21 protein-coding genes, 2 tRNA genes and 1 pseudogene are annotated in these 20154 nt (G+C 39.1%); 15 read left to right on the forward strand and 9 right to left on the reverse strand.

What is annotated here, in order from left to right:
• From queG to HMPREF9455_RS14800, 5 genes are all read left to right on the forward strand, one after another.
• A complete protein-coding gene (queG, locus tag HMPREF9455_RS14780) occupies positions 1-924 on the forward strand; it encodes a tRNA epoxyqueuosine(34) reductase QueG (RefSeq protein WP_006800531.1) in 924 nt (307 codons plus the stop codon).
• 30 nt (positions 925-954) lie between these two features.
• Complete coding sequence (locus tag HMPREF9455_RS14785; protein ID WP_044216394.1) at positions 955-1428, forward strand: hypothetical protein; 474 nt, start codon at positions 955-957, stop codon at positions 1426-1428.
• Positions 1429-1540: 112 nt separating this feature from the next.
• Positions 1541-1613, forward strand: a tRNA-Gly gene (locus HMPREF9455_RS14790).
• An 8-nt stretch (positions 1614-1621) separates the two neighbouring features.
• Positions 1622-1704, forward strand: a tRNA-Leu gene (locus tag HMPREF9455_RS14795).
• A 365-nt stretch (positions 1705-2069) separates the two neighbouring features.
• A complete protein-coding gene (locus HMPREF9455_RS14800; protein WP_006800533.1) occupies positions 2070-2429 on the forward strand; it encodes a DUF805 domain-containing protein in 360 nt (119 codons plus the stop codon).
• A 74-nt stretch (positions 2430-2503) separates the two neighbouring features.
• Here HMPREF9455_RS14800 and HMPREF9455_RS14805 read toward each other — a convergent pair whose 3' ends face one another.
• From HMPREF9455_RS14805 to HMPREF9455_RS14820, 4 genes are all read right to left on the reverse strand, one after another.
• Positions 2504-3766, reverse strand: coding sequence for an LVIVD repeat-containing protein (locus tag HMPREF9455_RS14805; RefSeq protein WP_006800534.1), 1263 nt, complete (start codon positions 3764-3766; stop codon positions 2504-2506).
• 39 nt (positions 3767-3805) lie between these two features.
• Positions 3806-5119: an outer membrane beta-barrel protein gene (locus HMPREF9455_RS14810; protein ID WP_157256605.1), complete on the reverse strand. Its 1314-nt coding sequence runs from the start codon at positions 5117-5119 to the stop codon at positions 3806-3808.
• Positions 5097-5657 (reverse strand): RNA polymerase sigma factor, encoded by a 561-nt coding sequence (locus HMPREF9455_RS14815; protein WP_006800536.1) that lies wholly within the window; start codon positions 5655-5657, stop codon positions 5097-5099. Before HMPREF9455_RS14815 ends, HMPREF9455_RS14810 begins: the two co-directional genes overlap by 23 nt.
• Before the next feature lie 209 nt (positions 5658-5866).
• Complete coding sequence (locus HMPREF9455_RS14820; RefSeq protein WP_006800537.1) at positions 5867-6244, reverse strand: hypothetical protein; 378 nt, start codon at positions 6242-6244, stop codon at positions 5867-5869.
• A 204-nt stretch (positions 6245-6448) separates the two neighbouring features.
• Between HMPREF9455_RS14820 and HMPREF9455_RS14825 the strand changes: the two genes are divergently transcribed.
• The 3 genes from HMPREF9455_RS14825 (at position 6449) to HMPREF9455_RS14835 (ending at position 8654) form a co-directional block, all read left to right on the forward strand.
• On the forward strand, positions 6449-7102 hold the full coding sequence (locus HMPREF9455_RS14825) for a hypothetical protein (RefSeq protein ID WP_006800538.1): 654 nt from the start codon (positions 6449-6451) through the stop codon (positions 7100-7102).
• Positions 7103-7301: 199 nt separating this feature from the next.
• The gene (locus HMPREF9455_RS14830) at positions 7302-7973 is read left to right on the forward strand and encodes an oxidoreductase (RefSeq protein WP_006800539.1); all 672 of its coding nucleotides are present in this window, start codon (positions 7302-7304) and stop codon (positions 7971-7973) included.
• A gap of 147 nt (positions 7974-8120) precedes the next feature.
• Positions 8121-8654 carry a GNAT family N-acetyltransferase gene (locus HMPREF9455_RS14835; protein ID WP_006800540.1) on the forward strand — a complete coding sequence of 178 codons (534 nt, stop codon included), beginning with the start codon at positions 8121-8123 and terminating at the stop codon, positions 8652-8654.
• A 4-nt stretch (positions 8655-8658) separates the two neighbouring features.
• Here HMPREF9455_RS14835 and HMPREF9455_RS14840 read toward each other — a convergent pair whose 3' ends face one another.
• The 4 genes and pseudogenes from HMPREF9455_RS14840 to HMPREF9455_RS14855 form a co-directional block, all read right to left on the reverse strand.
• The gene (locus tag HMPREF9455_RS14840; RefSeq protein WP_006800541.1) at positions 8659-9417 is read right to left on the reverse strand and encodes a GNAT family N-acetyltransferase; all 759 of its coding nucleotides are present in this window, start codon (positions 9415-9417) and stop codon (positions 8659-8661) included.
• A 25-nt stretch (positions 9418-9442) separates the two neighbouring features.
• Complete coding sequence (locus tag HMPREF9455_RS14845) at positions 9443-10318, reverse strand: SPL family radical SAM protein (RefSeq protein ID WP_006800542.1); 876 nt, start codon at positions 10316-10318, stop codon at positions 9443-9445.
• Positions 10315-11202: an AraC family transcriptional regulator gene (locus HMPREF9455_RS14850; protein ID WP_006800543.1), complete on the reverse strand. Its 888-nt coding sequence runs from the start codon at positions 11200-11202 to the stop codon at positions 10315-10317. Before HMPREF9455_RS14850 ends, HMPREF9455_RS14845 begins: the two co-directional genes overlap by 4 nt.
• Positions 11203-11206: 4 nt before the next feature.
• Positions 11207-11491, reverse strand: a pseudogene (locus tag HMPREF9455_RS14855) (zinc ribbon domain-containing protein); the annotation flags it as partial.
• Positions 11492-11691: 200 nt separating this feature from the next.
• On the opposite strand from HMPREF9455_RS14855, the gene HMPREF9455_RS14860 reads away from it, so the two are divergent.
• The 3 genes from HMPREF9455_RS14860 to HMPREF9455_RS14870 all read left to right on the forward strand — a co-directional run bounded on the left by HMPREF9455_RS14860 (position 11692) and on the right by HMPREF9455_RS14870 (position 14163).
• Entirely contained in the window at positions 11692-12432 is a 741-nt protein-coding gene (locus HMPREF9455_RS14860; RefSeq protein WP_006800545.1) for a hypothetical protein, read from the forward strand.
• A gap of 140 nt (positions 12433-12572) precedes the next feature.
• Positions 12573-13007 carry a hypothetical protein gene (locus HMPREF9455_RS14865; protein ID WP_006800546.1) on the forward strand — a complete coding sequence of 145 codons (435 nt, stop codon included), beginning with the start codon at positions 12573-12575 and terminating at the stop codon, positions 13005-13007.
• Positions 13008-13170: 163 nt separating this feature from the next.
• The gene (locus HMPREF9455_RS14870; RefSeq protein ID WP_148401907.1) at positions 13171-14163 is read left to right on the forward strand and encodes a hypothetical protein; all 993 of its coding nucleotides are present in this window, start codon (positions 13171-13173) and stop codon (positions 14161-14163) included.
• Between the two features lie 39 nt (positions 14164-14202).
• On the opposite strand, the gene HMPREF9455_RS14875 is transcribed toward HMPREF9455_RS14870, so the two are convergent.
• Positions 14203-14589 carry a hypothetical protein gene (locus HMPREF9455_RS14875; protein ID WP_006800548.1) on the reverse strand — a complete coding sequence of 129 codons (387 nt, stop codon included), beginning with the start codon at positions 14587-14589 and terminating at the stop codon, positions 14203-14205.
• Positions 14590-15060: 471 nt separating this feature from the next.
• Between HMPREF9455_RS14875 and HMPREF9455_RS14880 the strand changes: the two genes are divergently transcribed.
• From HMPREF9455_RS14880 to HMPREF9455_RS14895, 4 genes are read left to right on the forward strand one after another with little or no spacing between them, the layout of a single operon-like run.
• Positions 15061-15720, forward strand: a complete 660-nt coding sequence (locus tag HMPREF9455_RS14880) for an HAD family hydrolase (protein ID WP_006800549.1) — start codon at positions 15061-15063, stop codon at positions 15718-15720.
• Complete coding sequence (locus HMPREF9455_RS14885; RefSeq protein WP_006800550.1) at positions 15720-16622, forward strand: class I SAM-dependent methyltransferase; 903 nt, start codon at positions 15720-15722, stop codon at positions 16620-16622. Before HMPREF9455_RS14880 ends, HMPREF9455_RS14885 begins: the two co-directional genes overlap by 1 nt.
• A gap of 9 nt (positions 16623-16631) precedes the next feature.
• Positions 16632-19205 (forward strand): glycosyltransferase family protein, encoded by a 2574-nt coding sequence (locus HMPREF9455_RS14890; RefSeq protein WP_006800551.1) that lies wholly within the window; start codon positions 16632-16634, stop codon positions 19203-19205.
• Between the two features lie 6 nt (positions 19206-19211).
• Positions 19212-20117, forward strand: coding sequence for a glycosyltransferase family 2 protein (locus HMPREF9455_RS14895; RefSeq protein WP_006800552.1), 906 nt, complete (start codon positions 19212-19214; stop codon positions 20115-20117).
• The last annotated feature ends 37 nt before the right edge of the window (positions 20118-20154 follow it).

Genomic DNA, 20154 nt, shown 5'->3' on the forward strand with positions numbered 1-20154 from the left:
TTGATAACTTCTGCTCAAATAAAAGAATATGCCCTGACGCTTGGCTTCGATGCCTGCGGTATCTGCCGTGCCGAAGAAGTAGACTTGGAAAATCAGGAAGGTTATAAAAACTGGATTGATAATTCATTTTATGCAGGAATGGACTATATGGCTCGTAATGAGGACAAACGATGCAATCCAGCTTTGTTAGTCGAAGATGCCCGTTCGATAGTATGTGTGGCATTAAATTACTACCCGGGAACAAAGTCGCCGGAAGAAAATCCACAGTTTGCATACTATGCTTACGGGAAAGATTATCACGATGTGGTAAAAGCTAAGTTGCAACAGCTTTTTGATTTCATTAAGTCATTAAACCCATCAGCCGAAGGACGCTCCTTTGTTGATACCGCTCCGGTGCTGGAGCGCTATTGGGCAGCAAAGGCCGGATTAGGATTTATTGGTAAGAATTCATTGCTTATTATTCCCAAAAGAGGATCGTATTTCTTTTTGGGAGAATTAATCCTTAATTTGGATTTAGAGTATGACAAGCCTTTGTCCCTCTCTTGCGGTAACTGTACACGGTGTCTTGATGCCTGTCCTACAAAAGCAATTGTTGCACCCAGGGTCGTAGATGCCAACAAATGTATTTCGTATCAGACTATAGAAAATAAGGGAGAGATAGATGAGACCATTGTACCTAATCTGAACAACCGTTTTTACGGATGTGATATTTGTCAGCAGGTTTGCCCCTGGAACCGTTATTCGAGGCCACATAAGACTGAGGAATTTAATCCGTCACAGGCTTTTCTGGATTTGTCTTTGGAGAGGCTCGATAATCTGAATGTTGAAGAATATCAGATTATTTTTAAAGGTTCGGCAGTGAAACGGGCAAAGTATAGCGGACTGAAACGGAATCTGGAAGCGTTAAAACGGAGTAAGAAGTAATATTGATTGTATGATTTACGTTATATATAGATGAAAAAGATTAAAGATATATTAATAATAGGTTTGTTGATGTTTATCGCTTCTTCTTGTGGAAAAGAGGAGGAAAGAAATGTTATTCCGGTGGAACAGGTAAACTTTAAGCTAAATTTAGCCTATGCAGATCAGATATTACGAACACCTGGGAATAGCAAGGAATATATAAATGGGAAATACCCTGTACTAGTGGGTGAATATTTAGGATATGGCGGTCTGTTGATTGTCAATAGTTTTTATGCGACAGACAGGCCGGATCTACTGGCTTACGATCTTAGTTGCCCATATGAGGCATTGAGGTCTGTATTGGTAAAAGCATCGGATGATGGAAATGCTAAATGTTCAAAATGTGGCAGAATTTATAACTTAATGGAAAAAGGAAGGGTGATTTCGGAGTCATCGGATCTGCATTTACAAAGATATTCAGTCAGTCCGACATCGAATCCGGATGTTTTTTATGTCACACGTTAATTTTGCTTGAATAAACCTTGCAGAAAGCAAAAACATTTTTTACATTTGCACTCGCTAAATGAGAATGGGTGCCATAGAGTTGGTTTAACAGAATTTCTCAGGCAGTAAAAATGCGAAAGTAGCTCAGTTGGTAGAGCACGACCTTGCCAAGGTCGGGGTCGCGGGTTCGAATCCCGTCTTTCGCTCTTAGGCTGCTCGGATGGTGGAATGGTAGACACGCAAGACTTAAAATCTTGTGACCATTAGGTTGTGCGGGTTCAAGTCCCGCTCCGAGTACTAACTCTTTAGCAAAGCGGTGTAATCTTGTGATTACACCGCTTTGCTTTTATACCACATTTAAAATAGATTAAATTATGAATATTTCCGTCATCTTATTCAGATATATTTATCTATATCTAAAGTTCAAATTGATATAGTTCTTTGACATATTTATATAATTATCTATTATTTAAAAAAAACATGCAATATCAGATACGATTGAGATTAACCGCATTAAAATTTAATTAAAATACATAAACTGTTCGTTTTTTTATATATATTCGCAAAACACACAAAATTATATGGAGTTCAGAGACCATACACAAACGAGGCGGACCCGAAAAGCCATATGAGTAGGAACTTAACGTAACAAACAGAATTATATGGAGTGGTTTTTAAAAGTTGTAAAAGGACATTATGCAGATTTTAACGGAAGAGCAAGACGCAAAGAGTATTGGATGTTTGCTTTGGTAGCAACAATCCCAATTATAGTCCTTTATATTCTTGGAATAATCTTTGCATTTATTTCCGGCATCTTAAGTGCCATTATTTTTATTGTTATAGGATTGTTTGCCTTAGCAATAGCAATTCCGGGTTTAGCAGTCGGCATCAGACGCATGCATGATGTAGGTAAAAGCGGCTGGTATCTGCTTATCCCAGTTTACAGCTTTATATTAGCTATCACCGAAGGAGAAAAAGGAGACAATCAATATGGTCCCGATCCTAAAGCAGGTGAGCGTTAATTGTATATATAAGTACATAAAAAATGAGCCGGATTTTATTTTGGCTCATTTTTTATCATTTATCTTATTATCCCTTATTTACCGATACTTAGTACGCTGATTTGCCTGATATTCTGTAAATCGCTATAATCATATTGATACAAACCGTTTTCAGCAATCATCATCAATGTATTGCCATGCGGTATTACATCGTATCCGTTCATGCCTTTATGGTGAGCCAGTTGATTTGACATCAGCTTCTGAGGGTCGTCCGATTTATAAACTTTCAGACCGTCATCACAAAGGAATAATGTACCATTATCTATTCCCAAACCCTTAGGGCCGGTCATTGTATAAGATACTATCTGTTTTGGCATTTTTACATCACTTACATCTACTATAAACAATTCATTTGCATTTTGTCCGCACATATTTCCCGAATGAATGGTGACATAGGCCAGATCATTTTCCACAACCACAGGGTCACAACCATAGACATGTTGCAAAGATGATTGATAATCGGGTTTTAGAGGATCTTTTACCGAATATATCAACATTCCGGTAGGTGTGCCCATAAACAAGTTATCCTTGTAACTGAAGATTGTTTCTACATTTCCTCCAATATAAATATTATCTGCAGCTTTTACAGGTTTCTCCCCGGACAGGTTAAATATACTCATGCTATTATTAATTACAGTATATAGGTAGCCCTGGTATAATCCGAAGCGGGACATGGAACCATTCAAACCGCTTGCACTGTTACCACTACTACTATTATCCATATATGCATAATCGTAATACCAACCCGGATTCCGTTTAACAGTTTCGGTTCTTTCTACCAGCGTCCAGCCTACTATGATATCTTTATTATCATTGTTTGGATAGCACATTGCATAGTCATATCCAAACTGGAAATCTTCCATTGGAGGTAAAGCTTTTTCAAAGACATTTTCTAACCGACCTTTGAGTTCCGGTTGTGCAGGATTGCTTATATCAAACCATACAAGGTCTATATAGGAATCTGCATAGAGCATATTGTTACGGATGCTCAGGTCTGCATTTCCCATAAGTTCTATGTAACCCACATTTTTGGGAGCAGAAGGAAAGCGGTTGTCAATGATGTGGATACCTTTGTCCGGCTCAGATATATAGAGATAATTCTCATAGAAGCAGATTTTGCCTTTTTGCGAAATCTCTTGAGGTGTGACTGATACCTTTACGGAATTGCGAAAAGCGGTGGCATTCATAAATACCGGTTCGTGGATTTTGTAGGTGATGGTTTCAGTATTGTCATTGTCGCTACAGCTATACAATACACAGAATGTGCTAATGTATAATAAATACAATAGTTTTCTCATTGTTTAAAGATTTAAGTTATTAAAATTTCCGTGTTGCTTTTAAAACTTGTATCTGAGTCCGGCACCAAGACCAAATACTGAAGGTTTTTCTGTTCTAATGCTAATTGGTTGTTTATTATCAAAATAGTAAGAGAATCGAGGTTCGAAATATATACTCCAGTCATTATAGAACATATAGGATGCACCCAATGATGCATTCAATGACCATTGCAGCCCACTTATACTACCCTTGTCATGAACAACAGCAGCACTATTATTCTTGTCATATATATCTTCTGTATATTTGTAGGTTAATCCTTTTTCCACCATACCTCCGGCAGACAGGTAGATATTCCAGTTTGAACTGTTCCACAAATACAGGACTACATTGACAGGAATACCCAGATAATGCAATTCCTGACGGGCTTCTAGCGATTTAATCGCTTTCTTCTGGAATTTTGATGACAAGTAGGTATATGTCAATCCGGTTTCAACACCGATATACCTGTTAATATCCTTGCGAACATTCACGCCGAATGACAGCGGCAAAGAGTGATCTATTTCTGAAAAATCATTAACATTCAATTCTCTATTTAACAAGGATGGAGCCGCATCAGAGAATGATTCTGAAACGTTTGCCGACGTAGCATAGTCATACATAAGACCCTTATGCATATTTCCGTTGGATGAGGAACCTCCTCCTGATGACACCGATGCAGACATGAGCCATTTGTTGTTATTATTCTCAGCCTTTGCAATTAATAGCCTGGCAGGTTCTTTTGATGTCTTCTCTATGGGTTTCTTCTCCTGTATAGTCGAAGCACCAGAAATAGTATCAGTAATATTGACGTTATTCTCAGCCAGATTATTGTTTTCAGCAGCTACTTCCTGTACAATCTCTTCTACATGCGCCAGATTAATGGTATCGGTAATCGTTACAGGCAATGACTCATTCAAAGTGTTGCTTTCCTCAGCTAACAGTTTCCCTTTATCTGTCTTGCCGGAGATAGATACCGGATATCTTTTAGCTTGTAGTTGTAATACATCGTTGTTAGTTGTGCTAGTAACTGTGGCTGTTTGTTTCTCCGGTTTTGATATTCTAATATCAGTAGCATTGAAATTATTTATTCCTGCTACCGGATTGAAAGGGGGCTCGTCATTTTTGGGTATAGAGAGTAGTAAAATCACGATGACAGCTATTGCTGCAACAGAGCCCCCAATCCACCAGACAGACTTCCTCTGTTTGGGCTTCATCTGAAGCTCAATCTCGTCCCAGCAGCCTGCTTCTACAGGCATCCGGTAATCTTCCAGTTTTTGCCTTATCAGTCTGCTGAACTCGTCAGGTTGTTCGTTATGGTTTTTCTTGTCTGGCATTTTCATGCATTAATAGAGATTCCACTTTATTTTGTAAAACTTTTCGCGCCCTGATAAATTGAGAACGCGAGGTACTTTCTTTGATATTCAGCATATTTGCTATTTCGCTATGTGTGTATCCTTCTATAGCAAAAAGGTTGAAAACTGTCCGGTAACCTTCCGGTAATGCAGCTACACATGCCATCAGCTCATCTGCCGAAATCTGATCCAAAGCCGAAACATCAACATTTTCCATCGCTTCATTGTAATCGTCGATGCTTACACTTAGTTTCAGAGCGTCGTTTCGCCGGAGATATTCGAGTGCTGTAGTTACAAAAACCCGGCGCATCCAACCGCCTAGCGAACCTGTTTCGGAATAGGTGTCTATTTTGGTAAATACCTTGATAAACCCATCCTGAAGTATATCTTTAGCCGTCTCCCTATCGTTAGTATAGCGCATGCAAACTCCCATCATGACCGGTGCATGTAACTCGTATAATTGCTTACGAGCCCATGATTCGCCACGTTTACATCCCGCTATTAATAACTGTTCGTTCATCGGCTAACTATACTCTCTACTTACATTGATGCAATATTATTTCCAAAAGTTGCATTTATATAAAAATAAAGGATTTTTTTGTCGGACATTTTATAACTTGTAGTTTAACAGGTTATAAAAGTACGATAATTTTTATAATACATAATAAAAAAACTCCCTGAGGGAGCTTTCTGTTAACTGGGGAAAATCTTTTCGATTCTTTATATTCTCTATTCTTTTATCTTTCGCAGCCTCATCACTATCTTCTCCGGATCGTCTTTATCCATAACAATAAGAATGTTGTCTTTCAGTACAAATTTACACTCCCGATGTTTTCCGTAGCTATCTGTTATTATTACGCTGTCTCCTTTAATGGTGTAGATACCTATGCACTGGCTTCTGACAGAGCCTTCGCTTGTCCGCACATCCATGTATACGGTATCATATTCGAAACGGAGTTCCGGTGACACAATGGTATCATCAGGCATTTTGATAGATGTCTCATCTGTACCGTCTATCTCCATTGCCCATCTTCCTATGATGGCATTTCGTTCACCACAAGCCATCAAGGCAAAAATACACAGACAACAAAATACTAATTTTTTCATTATTTTTTCTTTCAGAGAAAAGCAGTGCAATATATAAAAATATTCGCTATCTTATGATATTTTTTCTTAGATTTGTATAGTATCTAATCTACATATCATGAGAGCGAAAAATACCATTTTATTACTTGTGTTCTTATTATCAAGCATATATATGTGCGTCTGTCAGAAGATGCTTTTGGATGTTGAATAATTAAATCACCGGATATGAAAAAGCTATTGTTTCTTATATTGTCAATAACGATGTTCGTCTCTGTACTGGGGCAGGAGGGACATAAGTTGAATATAGATATAGATGCATCTTTTAATCTCAACTATGCATTTGATAGCAAAGACGGGATTAAAGACCCTGCCGCTCTTGGGGCGAGTTTCGGTTACGAATATGATGTGAATATGTTCTTTGGCATAGAAGCCGGATTCAGAGCCGGAGGTTTTAATCAGGGTATCCGTTATTATGATCCTAATATAGGGGTTGATGGTTTTGATAATCCTTACAGCTATACCGAAACATCCTATAAAGGAACGTATTGGGCTCCATATATAGCTCCAAAACTTTATCTTCCGATAGCATATGACGATAAAAAAGACAGGGCTAAATATATTTTTATTGAAAACAGGTTTTCATATACCCGTATCAATCTGAATAAAGCAAAAGGAATGGATGCCGCTGCGCATAAATACCGCCTGGTATACGAAATAAGGTTAGGATATCAGTTTCCGATAGATGACAGATGGGCTATGAGTTGCTGGCTGGGATATAACACATTTGATTTTTCGAAAGTGAAGCCGGAAGTTATTGAATACAAAAACGCAACACCTATACAGATAGGGATAGGTTTTAATTACATTATCAAACAATAGAGGTTAGCAGCTCAGATATTCACATTATCATGTAATTGGAGCAATTAAGTTTAATTAGGAGTCGGGAGACATGAATATTCCGTTTTTTTGATTATCTATACATAGTCAAAGCAGGTAAGTAAGCATAAATAGGATAAGAAAACTCGGATTTATTATAATAATGTTATCTTTGCCGCATTTTAAACCCAAAATATTGTAGATGACCAAGACAGCAATTATAATAGGAAGTTCTGGACTCACAGGCTCACAACTACTGAAAGCATTACTAACCAGTAATGTATATGAGAAAGTTATCAGTTTTGTGCGTAAGGGATCGAAAATATCACATCCTAAGCTGATACAGCATGTTGTAGATTTTGATAATCCTGAATCATATCAGGATTTGATAGAGGGGAATGATATGTTTTGCTGTATGGGCACAACAATAAAGAAGGCCGGAACCGAAGAGGCTTTTGAAAAAGTAGACCTGCATTATCCTGTCCAATTCGCTAAAGCCGCAGTGAATAGAGGGATAAAACAATATTCGATTATTTCTTCGATTGGTGCAAATGCCAAATCCAACAATTTCTATTTGCGGACAAAAGGCAGGTGTGAAGAGGAATTAAGAAAACTGCCATTCCAATCTATTTCAATATTCCGTCCGTCGTTGCTATTAGGCAACAGAAAAGAATTCAGACTTGGGGAAAAACTGGGTGAATATGCCATGAAGATATTCGGAATTTTCTTTGTTGGCAAACTGAAAAGATATAAACCGGTAGACGTAAAGAAAGTGGCATATGCCATGTACAATATTGCACAAAAAAACACAGTAGGCTATCACATTTACGAATCTGAAGAGATTGCCGAAATATATGTAGAGAGCCATAGATAAAAGTAACGTTATTCCCCCACTGTGGAAATAATTGTGAAAACTTAGCCGAATAAAATTTAAACAAGGTCCAATAGTTATTTTTATATAACTACTTTCCTATTCATTATTAATTCATTATCTTTATGGGGTACTTAATTTCTTGTTACCATGGAAGATAAAGACATGAAGGTCGAAATAAGACAGGAAGAAGCATGTGACTTTCCGGCGGTTTACGATATCAATCTAAAAGCATTCAACAGAAAAGAAGAGGCACGGTTGGCAGACCGTTTACGCCTGAGTGACGGATTTATACCCGAACTATCGCTTGTCGCGATAGTCGAGAATAAGATTGTGGGGCATATTATGTTTACTAAAATCAGTATTGTAGACGAGGGCAGATCTCAGGATAGTCTGGCGCTTGCCCCCATGGCAGTTAGCCCCGGCCTGCAACGTAAAGGTGTCGGCCAGCAATTGATCCGCTACGGATTGGACAAGGCGCGTGAACTTGGGTATAAATCTGTTGTCGTTTTGGGGCACACCGAGTATTATCCGCGTTTTGGCTTTGTACCTACCAGCAAATGGGGAATAAAGCCTCCGTTCAATGTTCCGTCCAATGTATTTATGGCAAAAGAGTTAATTGACGGTGGTTTGTCGGATATTAAAGGTACGGTAAAGTATGCCAGAGAATTTGGAGAACTGTAAAAATCTATAGTTCTTTCTCTATTATTTTTTTCAACTTATCGGGAGTCAATATTTCATTTGTAAAGAATTTCCCGTTGATAAAAACACAGTAGCTTGTCACCGGGGCCGAGTGGTTTTGCGCCATTTCTTTTGTCGTGATCTGGTGTAACCGCACCGGATAGTCAGAGGCTAAAATAACAGGTTCTAATAATTTTGTATATGGTATGGTGAACGGGCATTGAGCCGTATAAAAGATATCGATACCTTTTATGTCCTGTCCCATCCCTAACCGTACGGAATCTTTAAAACGGGGCAAGGAAGCTGACTTGTCGAAGCACTTTACTGCCAGTTCGAAGAAAGGAGGACAACTATCGCTTATTTCATATCCATGGCGCATCATAAACGCCTTGTCGGAAAGGAATGGCTTTTTCTTTTGACCTACAATCAATACTACGCCTTTACATCCGTCTTTGAGTGCATCGGCTTCACATTCGGCGAGTAATTGTTTACCATAGCCCTTCCCTTTAAACGAACCAGATACCCAGAAACAGTTAATGTATAAGTATCCGTCTGCTATTATTGGCACCCATGCATTTTCTGCGGGCAAATATTCTATAAATACTTTACCCCGGGCATCGAGTTTCTTAAACTTCAAACCTTCCAGCATACGGCAACTAAGCCATTCTTTTTTAGCGGCAACACCAGTTTCGGTTGATTTGCTGCTTATCGAGCAGCAGATATGTTCGGTCGCGATATTTTCGGGAGATAGTGTAATTATATCCATTTTATACTAAGTAACTGTTTAAATTTTAGAATAACGTTAATTGCTGTTCTTTTTGCGGTTTGTAAAACTGCATCTGAGACGGGATTCCCACCCGGTTGCTTTCGTATGTAAATTCATTAAGGAGTGAGTAATAATTGCTGTTGTGACAGATATATTGTTCTCCGAAAGTCTTTTCATACAGGCCTCGCATCCCCGGAAAATCCTTGTCAAATGTGTTATACAGGTAGTCACGTGAGCCTTTTCGCAATGTTACGCCAAGCATAGGGATAATATAAGATGCTCCGGCGTCTTTGGCTTTTTGTATTATTGTTTTTACATTCTCTTTTGTATCATTGATGAAGGGCAGTAAGGGCATAAGGGTAATGCCCGTATATATTCCTTTCTCTGCCAGAAATTCGATAGCTCTGAATCTGTCGGATGATGATGGGGCATTGGGTTCCAACTTTTTTGCCAGAGCGTCATCGGATGTCGTTATTGTAATGCTTACGGCAGCGTATATTTTACTTATATCCTGCAAAATATCATAATCGCGTGTTACCAGATCACTTTTGGTGATAACATGAACGGGGAACCTGTAATTGGAAATTATTTCCATTGCTTTCCGTGTTATATTCTGTTTAGCCTCTACAGGCATATAGGGATCGTTCATAGACCCTGTACCGATAGTTCCCTTTGTGCGTTTGCTTTTCAATTCCCCGGAGAGTAATCCGAGAGCATTCTTTTTCACAGAAATCCGTGCTATATTGCCTACTCTATAGCATTCACTGCGGGTATCACAATAGATACAACCGTGCTGACACCCCCTATACAGATTCATGTTGTAGGTGAGTCCGAACATCGGGTCGCTTCCCTGTAATTTCGACAGGATGCTTTTGGCTTCGGTATATTGTATGGCATTCACTGTACGGAATTTTGTTGTTTATAGCGTTTCGATACAGGGATATATATCTCTGTCAGAATATCTTCTTCCTTCACATGGTCGGGATTATTGAGATATCTTTCGAATGAGCCACCGCCCCTCAATTTATAACCACTTTGAGGTAGCCATATCATATAGATATTATAGTACATATCCAACAATTTATTGTAAGAGCCTTTAAGAGTAAAAACAGCATATAAGCCTCCGCTTAAATGCTGTACTCCAAAAGCGCCTGAGGGTTTTACCTCTTCTCCTACCGTAAAGCAGGCGTAGAAACGGCAATTTTCCGGAGGGGTTATCGTGGGATTATCAAAACTGAGTCCGATAAATTCTGTCGAATGATTCAACAGATTGTTCTTCTTTCCGAATTGCCCCAGTTTTTTCCATGCGGTACGATACGATTCGGGAGAGCCGTACGAATCTATAATACGAATGTAAACCAGCTTCTTGGGTTCGACTTCCCTCATATCTACCGATAATTGTATAACTTTTCGTTCACCTCTTCCGAAGAAATTGAAAGGGTCTCTGTCTTGTGCCCGGAAAGCTGAAGGTGATATGCCGAAATGCTTTTTGAAGGCCTTAGATAATGCATGTTTTGTTCCATAGCCTGTTTTGGCGGCTATTTCGTCGAGACTGCAATGGGTCATTTGTAAGCATTCGGCAATGTACTCGAGACGGATACGTTTGATGTAGCCCCTGATATTTTCTCCGATGGTAGTTTTGAATATCCGGTGAAAATGATATCCGGATATGTTGGCTATCTCCGATAGTTGTTTTATATCAGGGGTTTCGAATAAATGACGGTTGATATAATCTATCACCCGGTTTACAGCTTTATCGTACCCGTTTTGAGTCGTCTCCTTCATTCTTTTATGCAGATGCCCAGCGCTTTAATGTTGGGAAATACTCTTTCATTTGGGAAACAGCCTGCTCTTTCGTTAGTTTTTGCTCCGTGTCTTTGTTAAAATCGTCCAGATATTGCACACAATGCTCTATCATTTCGTCCATTGTGATATCTTCGGTGAACTCACCGTTTTTGAAACAATAAGTGCAGTATTCGTCATTCCTGCTTTGATCTGCATTCGTTCCGAAATCTTCACTCGCATTCAGTGGCATTCCACAGCTTTGGCAAAATTTTTGGTTCATAATGTTCTGTTTTAATGGTTAATAATCTTAATGCAAATAAAAGGATTTATATGGTATGTCAGGTTATCCATTCTTGCTAAATTAGTATATCTTCTGCCTGAAGGTTAATTAAAGTTAAGCAAGGGTGTTTCAATTAATCCTTTTTGCCGTTATTATATCAAAGATACAAAGAGATGAAATTCAGTATTCACCTTTTAATATTTAAAGTTATGAAAAAGTTTTTATTGGCATTTGCGTTATTCATAGGTGTTACATCATTTTATAGCACAGTTGAAGCCCAAAATATAAATATAAGTATCAATATAGGCCGTCAACCGGCATGGGGTCCCGTAGGATATGATTACGTGGGATATTATTATTTCCCTGATATAGACTGTTACTATGATGTAAATGTGGGGTTATTCTATTATTTTGACAGAGGACGGTGGATTTCGGCACGTTACTTACCATACGGATACCGTAACTATGACTTATACGGGCTATATAAAGTGGTGCTGAACGTACGTGATCCGTGGAGATATCATCATATTCACTACCGGGACTATGCCCGTTACAGAGGCCACCGTAACCAGATAGTGATTCGGGACAGCCGTGACCATCGTTATCATGATAGCCGCAACAATAGAGTGACTTGGTATTCCAACAATAGAAAAGACCATAAATACAATAGCGGTCGTCCTAATAATAGTTATAATAATAACCGCAAGGATGGTTACGACAATAACCGTAATAAGGACAAGAATTACAACAATAGCCAAAGGAAGAATGACAACAAGCGTTCCGAATATGGCAGCCGGGATAACCGCTCCAACAGGAATGACAATGTAAAGAGCCGCCCGTCTACAAGCCGTGGTGATAACCGCAACAGTAAGGCCACGCAGTCTTCTTCGGGTAGAAGCGACTTAAGAATGGTGTCGAATACAGGCTCGGAAAGAAGTAACAAGAGGTAATTAAATATAGGTTTAGGTGAATGGTTTTTGAATGAAAGTGACAGGTGTATATCTATCAGGATATACACCTTAATCTTTATAAAATTGAAATGCTTATTATATCTTTGCATATATAAATACAATTAACACAAACCACAATAATGAGAAAATATCTATTGGTCATAGCCCTTTTTCTCAGCTTTACGCAGCTGATAAAATCACAGGACAGTCTATTTGTACAATCTTTCCGGAAAGAAAATATTGTAGGCAGGTGGGTTGAGGCAGAGCGTACAGAAGGTGAGAAGACAAAACCTGCCGGAGAATTTCCCGATACATATATATTCCGCGATAATATGGTGTTTCACAAAGGTGAAGCCGCAGAAGGAGTCATAGTATTCAATATAACCGGAAAATATGAGATGGAAGGTGATTTTATAACCATCTACTATAATAATTACCTGCTGAATAAGGCAAACAGGTTGAAACCAAAGAAAATTCAGTTTAAAATACTCTCTGTTTCCGACGATGAGATGTATGTTATGGTAAAAGATTATGATTACGAATATACAATGCTATTGAACAAGCAGTCTCAATGATGCAATATATTAAGTATTCCATCGTTGATGTCTATGTAAAGCTGTTAAAAATAGAGGCTTAAGTATTTCAATAATATAAAAAAACTATAGACAGACTAATCTTGTAGCAGAATTATATATCTTTGCTCTCTAATATTACACAATGGTCCATTATTACAAAACGATGAAAAAAATCTTCTATATACTGTTTCTCTCTTTTCTGGGATTATCAAGTTGCGTCAGTAACAGCGATCAGCCTGACGAGCCCGTGATACCAGATCCGGAACCTCCGGTAAGTGCGACAGCAGATGATCTGATCGGGTTTTGGGAAACATATTATTACCAGAAGGATATAATTTATATTTATCCGTCAGGCGAACAGCAGATATTTCCCGGTTTAAGGCTTATCGAGTATGATGGTTTCAGAACACGATTTTATATCGATCCGGAAGATAATGAATATAAGTTTAAGAGTTATAATGTCATAGATCAAGTAATTGATGAGGGGACATACACAGCAAGTAGCGATACTGTTCATTTTAATTTTACCTATCTGGCAGGAGAACCAAAAGATACTATAACAAAGCAGATCATCCGTCGATTAGACCCATCGAAGGGGATATTTAAAACTGAAGATATTTATCCGGGAACTATTGGGAACACAGGTATGAAATTTAAAGTATTCGACATGAAAGCCAACCGGAATGTTGATATTGCTCCGGCATATACAGATGTGTCGAAAGTGATGGTTGAGTCTCATTTCGAGGAATTGTCAAAAGCCCCATGGGATATCACCGGATGCGCTTATTATTACAATAGTTTGTATCAACCTGATGAGACGAAGATAATGGAAGATGCCCTGTTGAAGACCAAGACTTCGTATCGATTTTACAAAAATGAGCAGGGAAAGAAATATTGTATTGTGAGTTCTCTCAATCCGAAGACAAATGAAATAGAAGATAGTGAACCCTATCCCATAGTAATAGTAGATGATGTTATTTACCGCTTTTATACAGAAGCAGAAACCGGAAAAACAGAGAGCATTTACATATGGGTGACAGATTGGAAGACGAAAAATGGATCGCTTACTTTTATAGATAAAAAAAACGAAAGACTTGGGAATGATATATCTGTGATAATAACAACAGATCAATATCTTGTTCAGAGAAAAGAATAAAAAATATATTAAAGATAGGACGGAGCAATAATAGCGGTATTATTGCTCTGTTTTTTTATATACCCATTTGTTATCGGCAAGCGAAAGTACCAGCGAATCTTTTGACAGGGCATCGATATCCAGGCTTCGGAAGGGGGTATCGTCTTTATATAAATTCAATTGGTAATTGTGTATTGTAAATCTGAAGGTTAAGGTGTCTTCCCAGTCTGACATATGCTGAGCGCATTTGTCATCCTCGAAAATCAGGTATGTACGTTCTTTATTATAATCAACATTTATGCTGTCGTAGATAGCTCTGTTTACATCTGTTAATATCCATTTTCCCTGTATCAGTGAAGTATTTACCCTATCTGCATTGTAGGGGGTACAACCGCAAAAAAGGTATCCTGTAAGGGATAAAGTGATAATGTAAACGTATTTGATCATAAATAATAAGTATCAGCCACAAATTAACGAATAAATTCTTATTATATACGCTAATCTGCGTTTGAATTAATAATCACAGGAACAAAGTGCGTACAAATTAAACGCTCAGTTCTTCTCTACTACACTCAATCACAGATTGCTTGTGTTCCTTTTGGGCAATATCAAAAGGAAGGGCATGGCAGAGATAGGCTAAGAACTAATATATAAGTAAGGAATTGCGTAGAAAAGAACTGAACGTTGAAACTCAACAACAGATTCACATAAGTAATATTTGCCAGTAAAACACGTGTCGGAATGCAATAGAAAAGTAGCAGCTAAATAATCTTTCCCTATTTATAATATCTCGTTAACCAAGGAGATAAAAGACCTTGCAAATTTTAAATTAAGGCTTATACATATAAAAGTCACAAAAAGGTCTGCGACCATATCCAAGTATTTCGTACATTTGTCTCTCAATTTAATATTTAACAGATGTCGTTTTCAGGAGTAATTTTCGATTTTAACGGGACATTGTTTTGGGATACCAAATTGCATAACAAAGCATGGGATATTTTCCTGACAAAACATGACTTATATCTTTCCGATGATGATAAATTTTCCAAAATGCATGGAAAAAATAACCGCGATATATTTATCTCTATCTTTGGAGGGCAACTTTCCGACCAGCAGATAATCGATTATACAATGGAAAAAGAGTTGCTTTATCAGGAATTATGCTTAAATACAGACATGCAGCTGGCTCCCGGAGTCACCGGTTTTCTCGATTTCCTGAAAGATGAGAATATTCCTTTTACAATAGCGACGGCATCAGGTAAAGAAAATCTTGATTTTTACTTCGAGCATCTGCCACTCTCCAGCTGGTTCGAGTATGATAAGGTAGTTTACAATAATGGTAAGATAAAAGGCAAGCCCGATCCACAGATATACCAGACAGCATTGTCTGTAATAAATAAAAAGCCCGGAGAAGTAATTATCTTCGAAGATGCAGTAGCCGGTTTGCAGGCTGCAAGAAATGCCGGAGCCGGAAAAATTATCGTGGTCGATTCCAATGATGACGACTATACTGATTGGGCGGATTGCCAGATTATCAAAAGTTTCGATGAAGTGGACAGGACACAATTTAAGCGTTGATGAAGAAAATACACACCGATATATGTCCTGTTTGCGGAAGTATAGAACTGGTTCCGTATCTATCCTGTAAAGATTATCTGACAACACAGGAAATATTTGATATTTGCCAGTGTAAATCATGTGGTTTTGCGCTTACACAAGATTTTCCTGCCGAAAATGAGATTGGCCCTTATTACGACGCTCCGGAATACATTTCCCATTCCGACACACATAGAGGTATTATAAATACCTTGTACCATTTGGCAAGGAAGATCGCATTGAAATCCAAATCGAAAATAGTGAGCCGCTATGCTTCTAAAAAAACGGGAATGCTGCTTGATATCGGTTCGGGCACAGGCTATTTTCTGAATAAGATGAAAGAAGAAAAATGGATCGTTACAGGCATTGAAAAATCTGAATCTGCACGCAAGTATGCAAAACAGAAATTTGATATTGATTGCCAATGTTCCGAGTATCTTTATAACGTATGTGAAAAAACAAAGGATGTCATAACTATGTGGCATGTACTTGAACATATGGAACATCTGAACCATGTGATGGGACATCTTTCGGCCATATTGAAAAATGACGGAACAGTTATTATCGCATTGCCTAATAAAAGCTCACTCGATGCCGTTCATTATAAAGAATACTGGGCAGCTTATGACGTACCCCGTCACTTATGGCATTTTTCTCTTCCCGATTTTGAGCGTCTGGCAGAGAAGCACCACTTCGAAGTGATAGATGTGAAGCCAATGTACTTCGATGCCTTTTATATTTCCATGCTTAGCGAGAAAAACAAAGGTACTTTAATGGCTACTATAGTAGGGTTAGCAAAAGGCGGAATATTCTTCCTGCGTACACTGGCCGATAAGGAGAAAAGCAGCTCGCTGATTTATATACTCAAGAAAAACAAAAAATAATAAAATAGGATGATAAAAAAGGAACAATCATTAGTTGGGAAAATATTGCCGCATATTATTGCTATTATAGCTTTTTTGGCAATAACGATGATTTATTTCAGCCCGTTGATGGAAGGAAAGATATTGTCTCAGAACGATGTGATGCACTATACCGGAGGATCGCAGGAATTACGAGAATATTATAATAATGAAGGAGAATCTTCTGCCTGGACAGGAGCTATGTTTTCGGGTATGCCTGCCTACCAGATAGGTATATGGGGTGGTAGCCCCAATTTTCTCGATTATATAGAATATCCGTTGAAGGCCTTGGGTGGAAGCTCAGCCGGGCCTGTTTTTGCCGGTATGCTGATGGCTTATATATTATTCTGCCTGATGGGTTTCAAGCCCGGATTCTCCATACTTGGGGCAATCGCCTATTCGCTGTCATCCTATAATATCGTTATACTCGAAGCCGGACATGTGACCAAAGCGTGGGCACTCGCTTATATGCCACTGATTGTGGCGGGGATAATGGTGCTGTTCCGGAAGAAAATACTTCTCGGCGGTTTTCTCGTCGCTTTAGGTTTGGCCTTACAAATTAAAAGCAATCACTTGCAGATAACTTATTATACAGGAATCCTTTGTGCTATTCTGTTTATCGCGTTTGCCGTGCAGATGATTTCGGAGAAAGATATAAAATCCTTGCTTAAAGCATCAGGAGCGATGGCTGTCGCGCTGGTACTCGCTGCTTTGTGTAATATGGGGAGTATCTATGCCAATATGGAAATGGCAAGGGAAAGTACACGGGGAAAATCGGAGCTTACCGCTGCTGCGGCTTCTGCCGGAGAAAAACAATCGACGGGGCTCGACAAAGATTATGTCTTTGCCTGGAGTTACGGGAAAGCAGAGACTTTCACCCTGATGATACCGAATATACATGGAGGTGTATCCGGCGGTACATTGGACCAGTCTTCGAATTTGTATAAAGAAATGGTGAAACAGGGAGCACAAGTAGACCCTAAAGGAGTACAGGCGTATACATACTGGGGTGCTCAGCCATTTACTCAAGGCTCTGTTTATTTCGGGGCGATTATATGTTTCCTTTTTGTATTGGGGATGATTGTAATCCGTAGCAAAGTAAAGTGGGGACTGCTGATTGCGACCATATTCTTTATTTTTCTTGCATGGGGTAAGAATATGGAGTGGTTCAACGATCTGTTTTTCTACCACTTCCCCCTGTATAGCAAGTTCAGGGCGGTATCTACAGCCTTAGTTATCCCGGCGCTCACGATGGTGATAATTGCCGTATGGGGACTGAAAGAGTTCTTTACGGCAGATATAGATAAAGAAAAACTGAAAAAGGCACTTTATATCTCTCTCGGCATAATAGGTGGATTGTGCCTGTTCTTTTGGATTGCACCGGGCTTCTTCTTCAATTTTATGGCTGAAGCCGATGCCGCTTGGCGCACGCAGGTTCCTGATTGGTATTACAATGCCTTGCTTGCCGACCGTAAAGATCTGTTATCGTCCGACGCGCTGCGTTCATTGATATTTGTATTGCTGGCAGGTGCAGTGCTGTTTTTCTCACTCCGGACCAAAATGGAAAAACAAAAACTGGCATTATATGGTTCTATAGCTATTATATTGTTGGTATTGGTTGATCTTTGGGGTGTAGACAAGCGCTATCTGAATGACTCTAAATTTGTAAATAAGAATACATACGAAACTCAAAGTTTCCCACAAGCGACAGTTGATAAGATTATCCTGCAAGATAAATATCCATCGTACAGGGTATTGAATCTTGCAAATACATTCGAAGATGCAAATACGTCTTATTATCATAAATCTATAGGTGGCTATCATGCCGCCAAATTGAAGCGTTATCAGGAGTTGATAGACCACCGTTTGTTTAACGAAGTCGGATTTATACGGCAAAAAGCGAATACGTTATTGCAGCAGGAAGTCGCTAAACTTCAACAAGGGCAGGGAAGTCCCGAGACTATCAATCAGGCTATGCAAGATAGTATTTCTCCGATGTTCGGAGCCACTACAGCTTTGAATATGCTGAATGCCAAATATGTGATTTATCATCCGGAACTGGCACCGATAGTGAATCCGTATGCTTTGGGTGAAGCATGGTTTGTGCCGGCGTATAAGTTTGTGAATAATGCCGATGAAGAAATTGCGGCTGTTAATACCCTTAACCCGCTTGAAATGGCGGTTGTAGATAAACGCTTCGAACAGGAGTTGTCGGGGCTGAATATCGTTACGGATTCGACAGCCACAATTAAAATGACAGAATACAAGCCGAATATACTTAAATATAAGTCGAAAGCCGCAACAGAGCAACTAGCCGTATTATCGGAGGTTTATTTCTCTGACGGCTGGCAGGCATATATTGACGGAAAGGAAGCGCCGCATTTCCGTGCCGACTGGACACTGAGGGCAATGCGTGTTCCTGCGGGCGAGCATGAAATTGTATTCAAGTTCGAACCTAAAGACTATTATCTGAGCCGCACAGTTGCTACTGCTTCATCCGCTGCCCTGGTATTGTTACTGATCGGTATGGTAGTAGTGCCTTTTGTCAGGAAAAAACAAGAATAAAACAAGATGAAATTTTCCGTCATATTTTGTACTTACAACAGGGAAAAATATATCTACAATGCCATGAAAAGCATTGCAGAACAGGATTTTCCATACACGGACTATGAGATAGTGCTTATAAATAATAACAGTACAGACAGTACGGAAAGTATCTGCAACCGATTCAGGGAAGATTATCCACAGGTCGGATTCCGCTATTTTATGGAAACAAATCAGGGGTTGTCGTATGCCCGCAACAGAGGTGTGAAGGAGAGCAGGGGGGATATTCTTGTCTTTGTGGACGATGACGCAACTGTATTCGAATCATATTTATCCTCAATAAATAACTTTTTTAATACCTATCCGGAGGTGAATGCCTGCGGAGGCCCTATTGTCCCCGTCTATGAGGTGGAAAAACCAAAATGGTTATCCCATTATACCGAGCAGCTTCTTGGAGGTGCATTGTATGAAGGAGATAAAGTGAAACCGTTCAGGAACGGAAAATATCCCGGAGGAGGAAATTCTGCATTCAGAAAAGAAGTCTTTGAAAAATACGGGCTTTTTAATGTCGAACTCGGACGGAAAGGCACAGGGCTGATAGGGGCGGAAGAAAAAGACCTTTACGACAGGTTTACACGTGGTAATGAGCAATTCTATTATCTGCCTCAGATGGGTATTCATCACTATATACCCGAAAAGAAACTGACTATAGCACATTTCAAAGAGTTGACATATTCCATAGGAAAAAGCGAGCGGATTCGCACAAAAGGTGTCTCTCCGAAGGCATATAGGAACAGGGTATTGGCGGAATGCAAGAAATGGATGGCATCTCTTGTCCTGTTTGCCGGATACACGCTGATATTTTCTCCGGGCAAGGGCTGGAAATTGGTGCAATTCAGATGGTATGTAAGTAAGGGGTTGATGGGTAAATGATTTAGAAGTTGTTTGAGTTATAACGGAATAAAAACAA

It is taken from the genome of Dysgonomonas gadei ATCC BAA-286, assembly GCF_000213555.1.
GTDB lineage: Bacteria > Bacteroidota > Bacteroidia > Bacteroidales > Dysgonomonadaceae > Dysgonomonas > Dysgonomonas gadei.

Bases quoted from the DNA above. Each gene is read 5' to 3' on its own strand.
- HMPREF9455_RS14825 (WP_006800538.1), top strand. From the start codon at position 6,449: ATGAAAAAGCTATTGTTTCTTATATTGTCAATAACGATGTTCGTCTCT.
- HMPREF9455_RS14880 (WP_006800549.1), top strand. From the start codon at position 15,061: ATGTCGTTTTCAGGAGTAATTTTCGATTTTAACGGGACATTGTTTTGG.
- HMPREF9455_RS14885 (WP_006800550.1), top strand. From the start codon at position 15,720: ATGAAGAAAATACACACCGATATATGTCCTGTTTGCGGAAGTATAGAA.
- HMPREF9455_RS14865 (WP_006800546.1), top strand. From the start codon at position 12,573: ATGAGAAAATATCTATTGGTCATAGCCCTTTTTCTCAGCTTTACGCAG.
- HMPREF9455_RS14815 (WP_006800536.1), bottom strand. From the start codon at position 5,657: ATGAACGAACAGTTATTAATAGCGGGATGTAAACGTGGCGAATCATGG.
- HMPREF9455_RS14785 (WP_044216394.1), top strand. From the start codon at position 955: ATGAAAAAGATTAAAGATATATTAATAATAGGTTTGTTGATGTTTATC.
- HMPREF9455_RS14835 (WP_006800540.1), top strand. From the start codon at position 8,121: ATGGAAGATAAAGACATGAAGGTCGAAATAAGACAGGAAGAAGCATGT.
- HMPREF9455_RS14875 (WP_006800548.1), bottom strand. From the start codon at position 14,589: ATGATCAAATACGTTTACATTATCACTTTATCCCTTACAGGATACCTT.
- HMPREF9455_RS14870 (WP_148401907.1), top strand. From the start codon at position 13,171: ATGAAAAAAATCTTCTATATACTGTTTCTCTCTTTTCTGGGATTATCA.
- HMPREF9455_RS14810 (WP_157256605.1), bottom strand. From the start codon at position 5,119: ATGCCAGACAAGAAAAACCATAACGAACAACCTGACGAGTTCAGCAGA.
- HMPREF9455_RS14805 (WP_006800534.1), bottom strand. From the start codon at position 3,766: ATGAGAAAACTATTGTATTTATTATACATTAGCACATTCTGTGTATTG.
- HMPREF9455_RS14890 (WP_006800551.1), top strand. From the start codon at position 16,632: ATGATAAAAAAGGAACAATCATTAGTTGGGAAAATATTGCCGCATATT.
- HMPREF9455_RS14820 (WP_006800537.1), bottom strand. From the start codon at position 6,244: ATGAAAAAATTAGTATTTTGTTGTCTGTGTATTTTTGCCTTGATGGCT.
- HMPREF9455_RS14840 (WP_006800541.1), bottom strand. From the start codon at position 9,417: ATGGATATAATTACACTATCTCCCGAAAATATCGCGACCGAACATATC.
- HMPREF9455_RS14895 (WP_006800552.1), top strand. From the start codon at position 19,212: ATGAAATTTTCCGTCATATTTTGTACTTACAACAGGGAAAAATATATC.
- HMPREF9455_RS14800 (WP_006800533.1), top strand. From the start codon at position 2,070: ATGGAGTGGTTTTTAAAAGTTGTAAAAGGACATTATGCAGATTTTAAC.
- HMPREF9455_RS14830 (WP_006800539.1), top strand. From the start codon at position 7,302: ATGACCAAGACAGCAATTATAATAGGAAGTTCTGGACTCACAGGCTCA.
- HMPREF9455_RS14850 (WP_006800543.1), bottom strand. From the start codon at position 11,202: ATGAAGGAGACGACTCAAAACGGGTACGATAAAGCTGTAAACCGGGTG.
- HMPREF9455_RS14860 (WP_006800545.1), top strand. From the start codon at position 11,692: ATGAAAAAGTTTTTATTGGCATTTGCGTTATTCATAGGTGTTACATCA.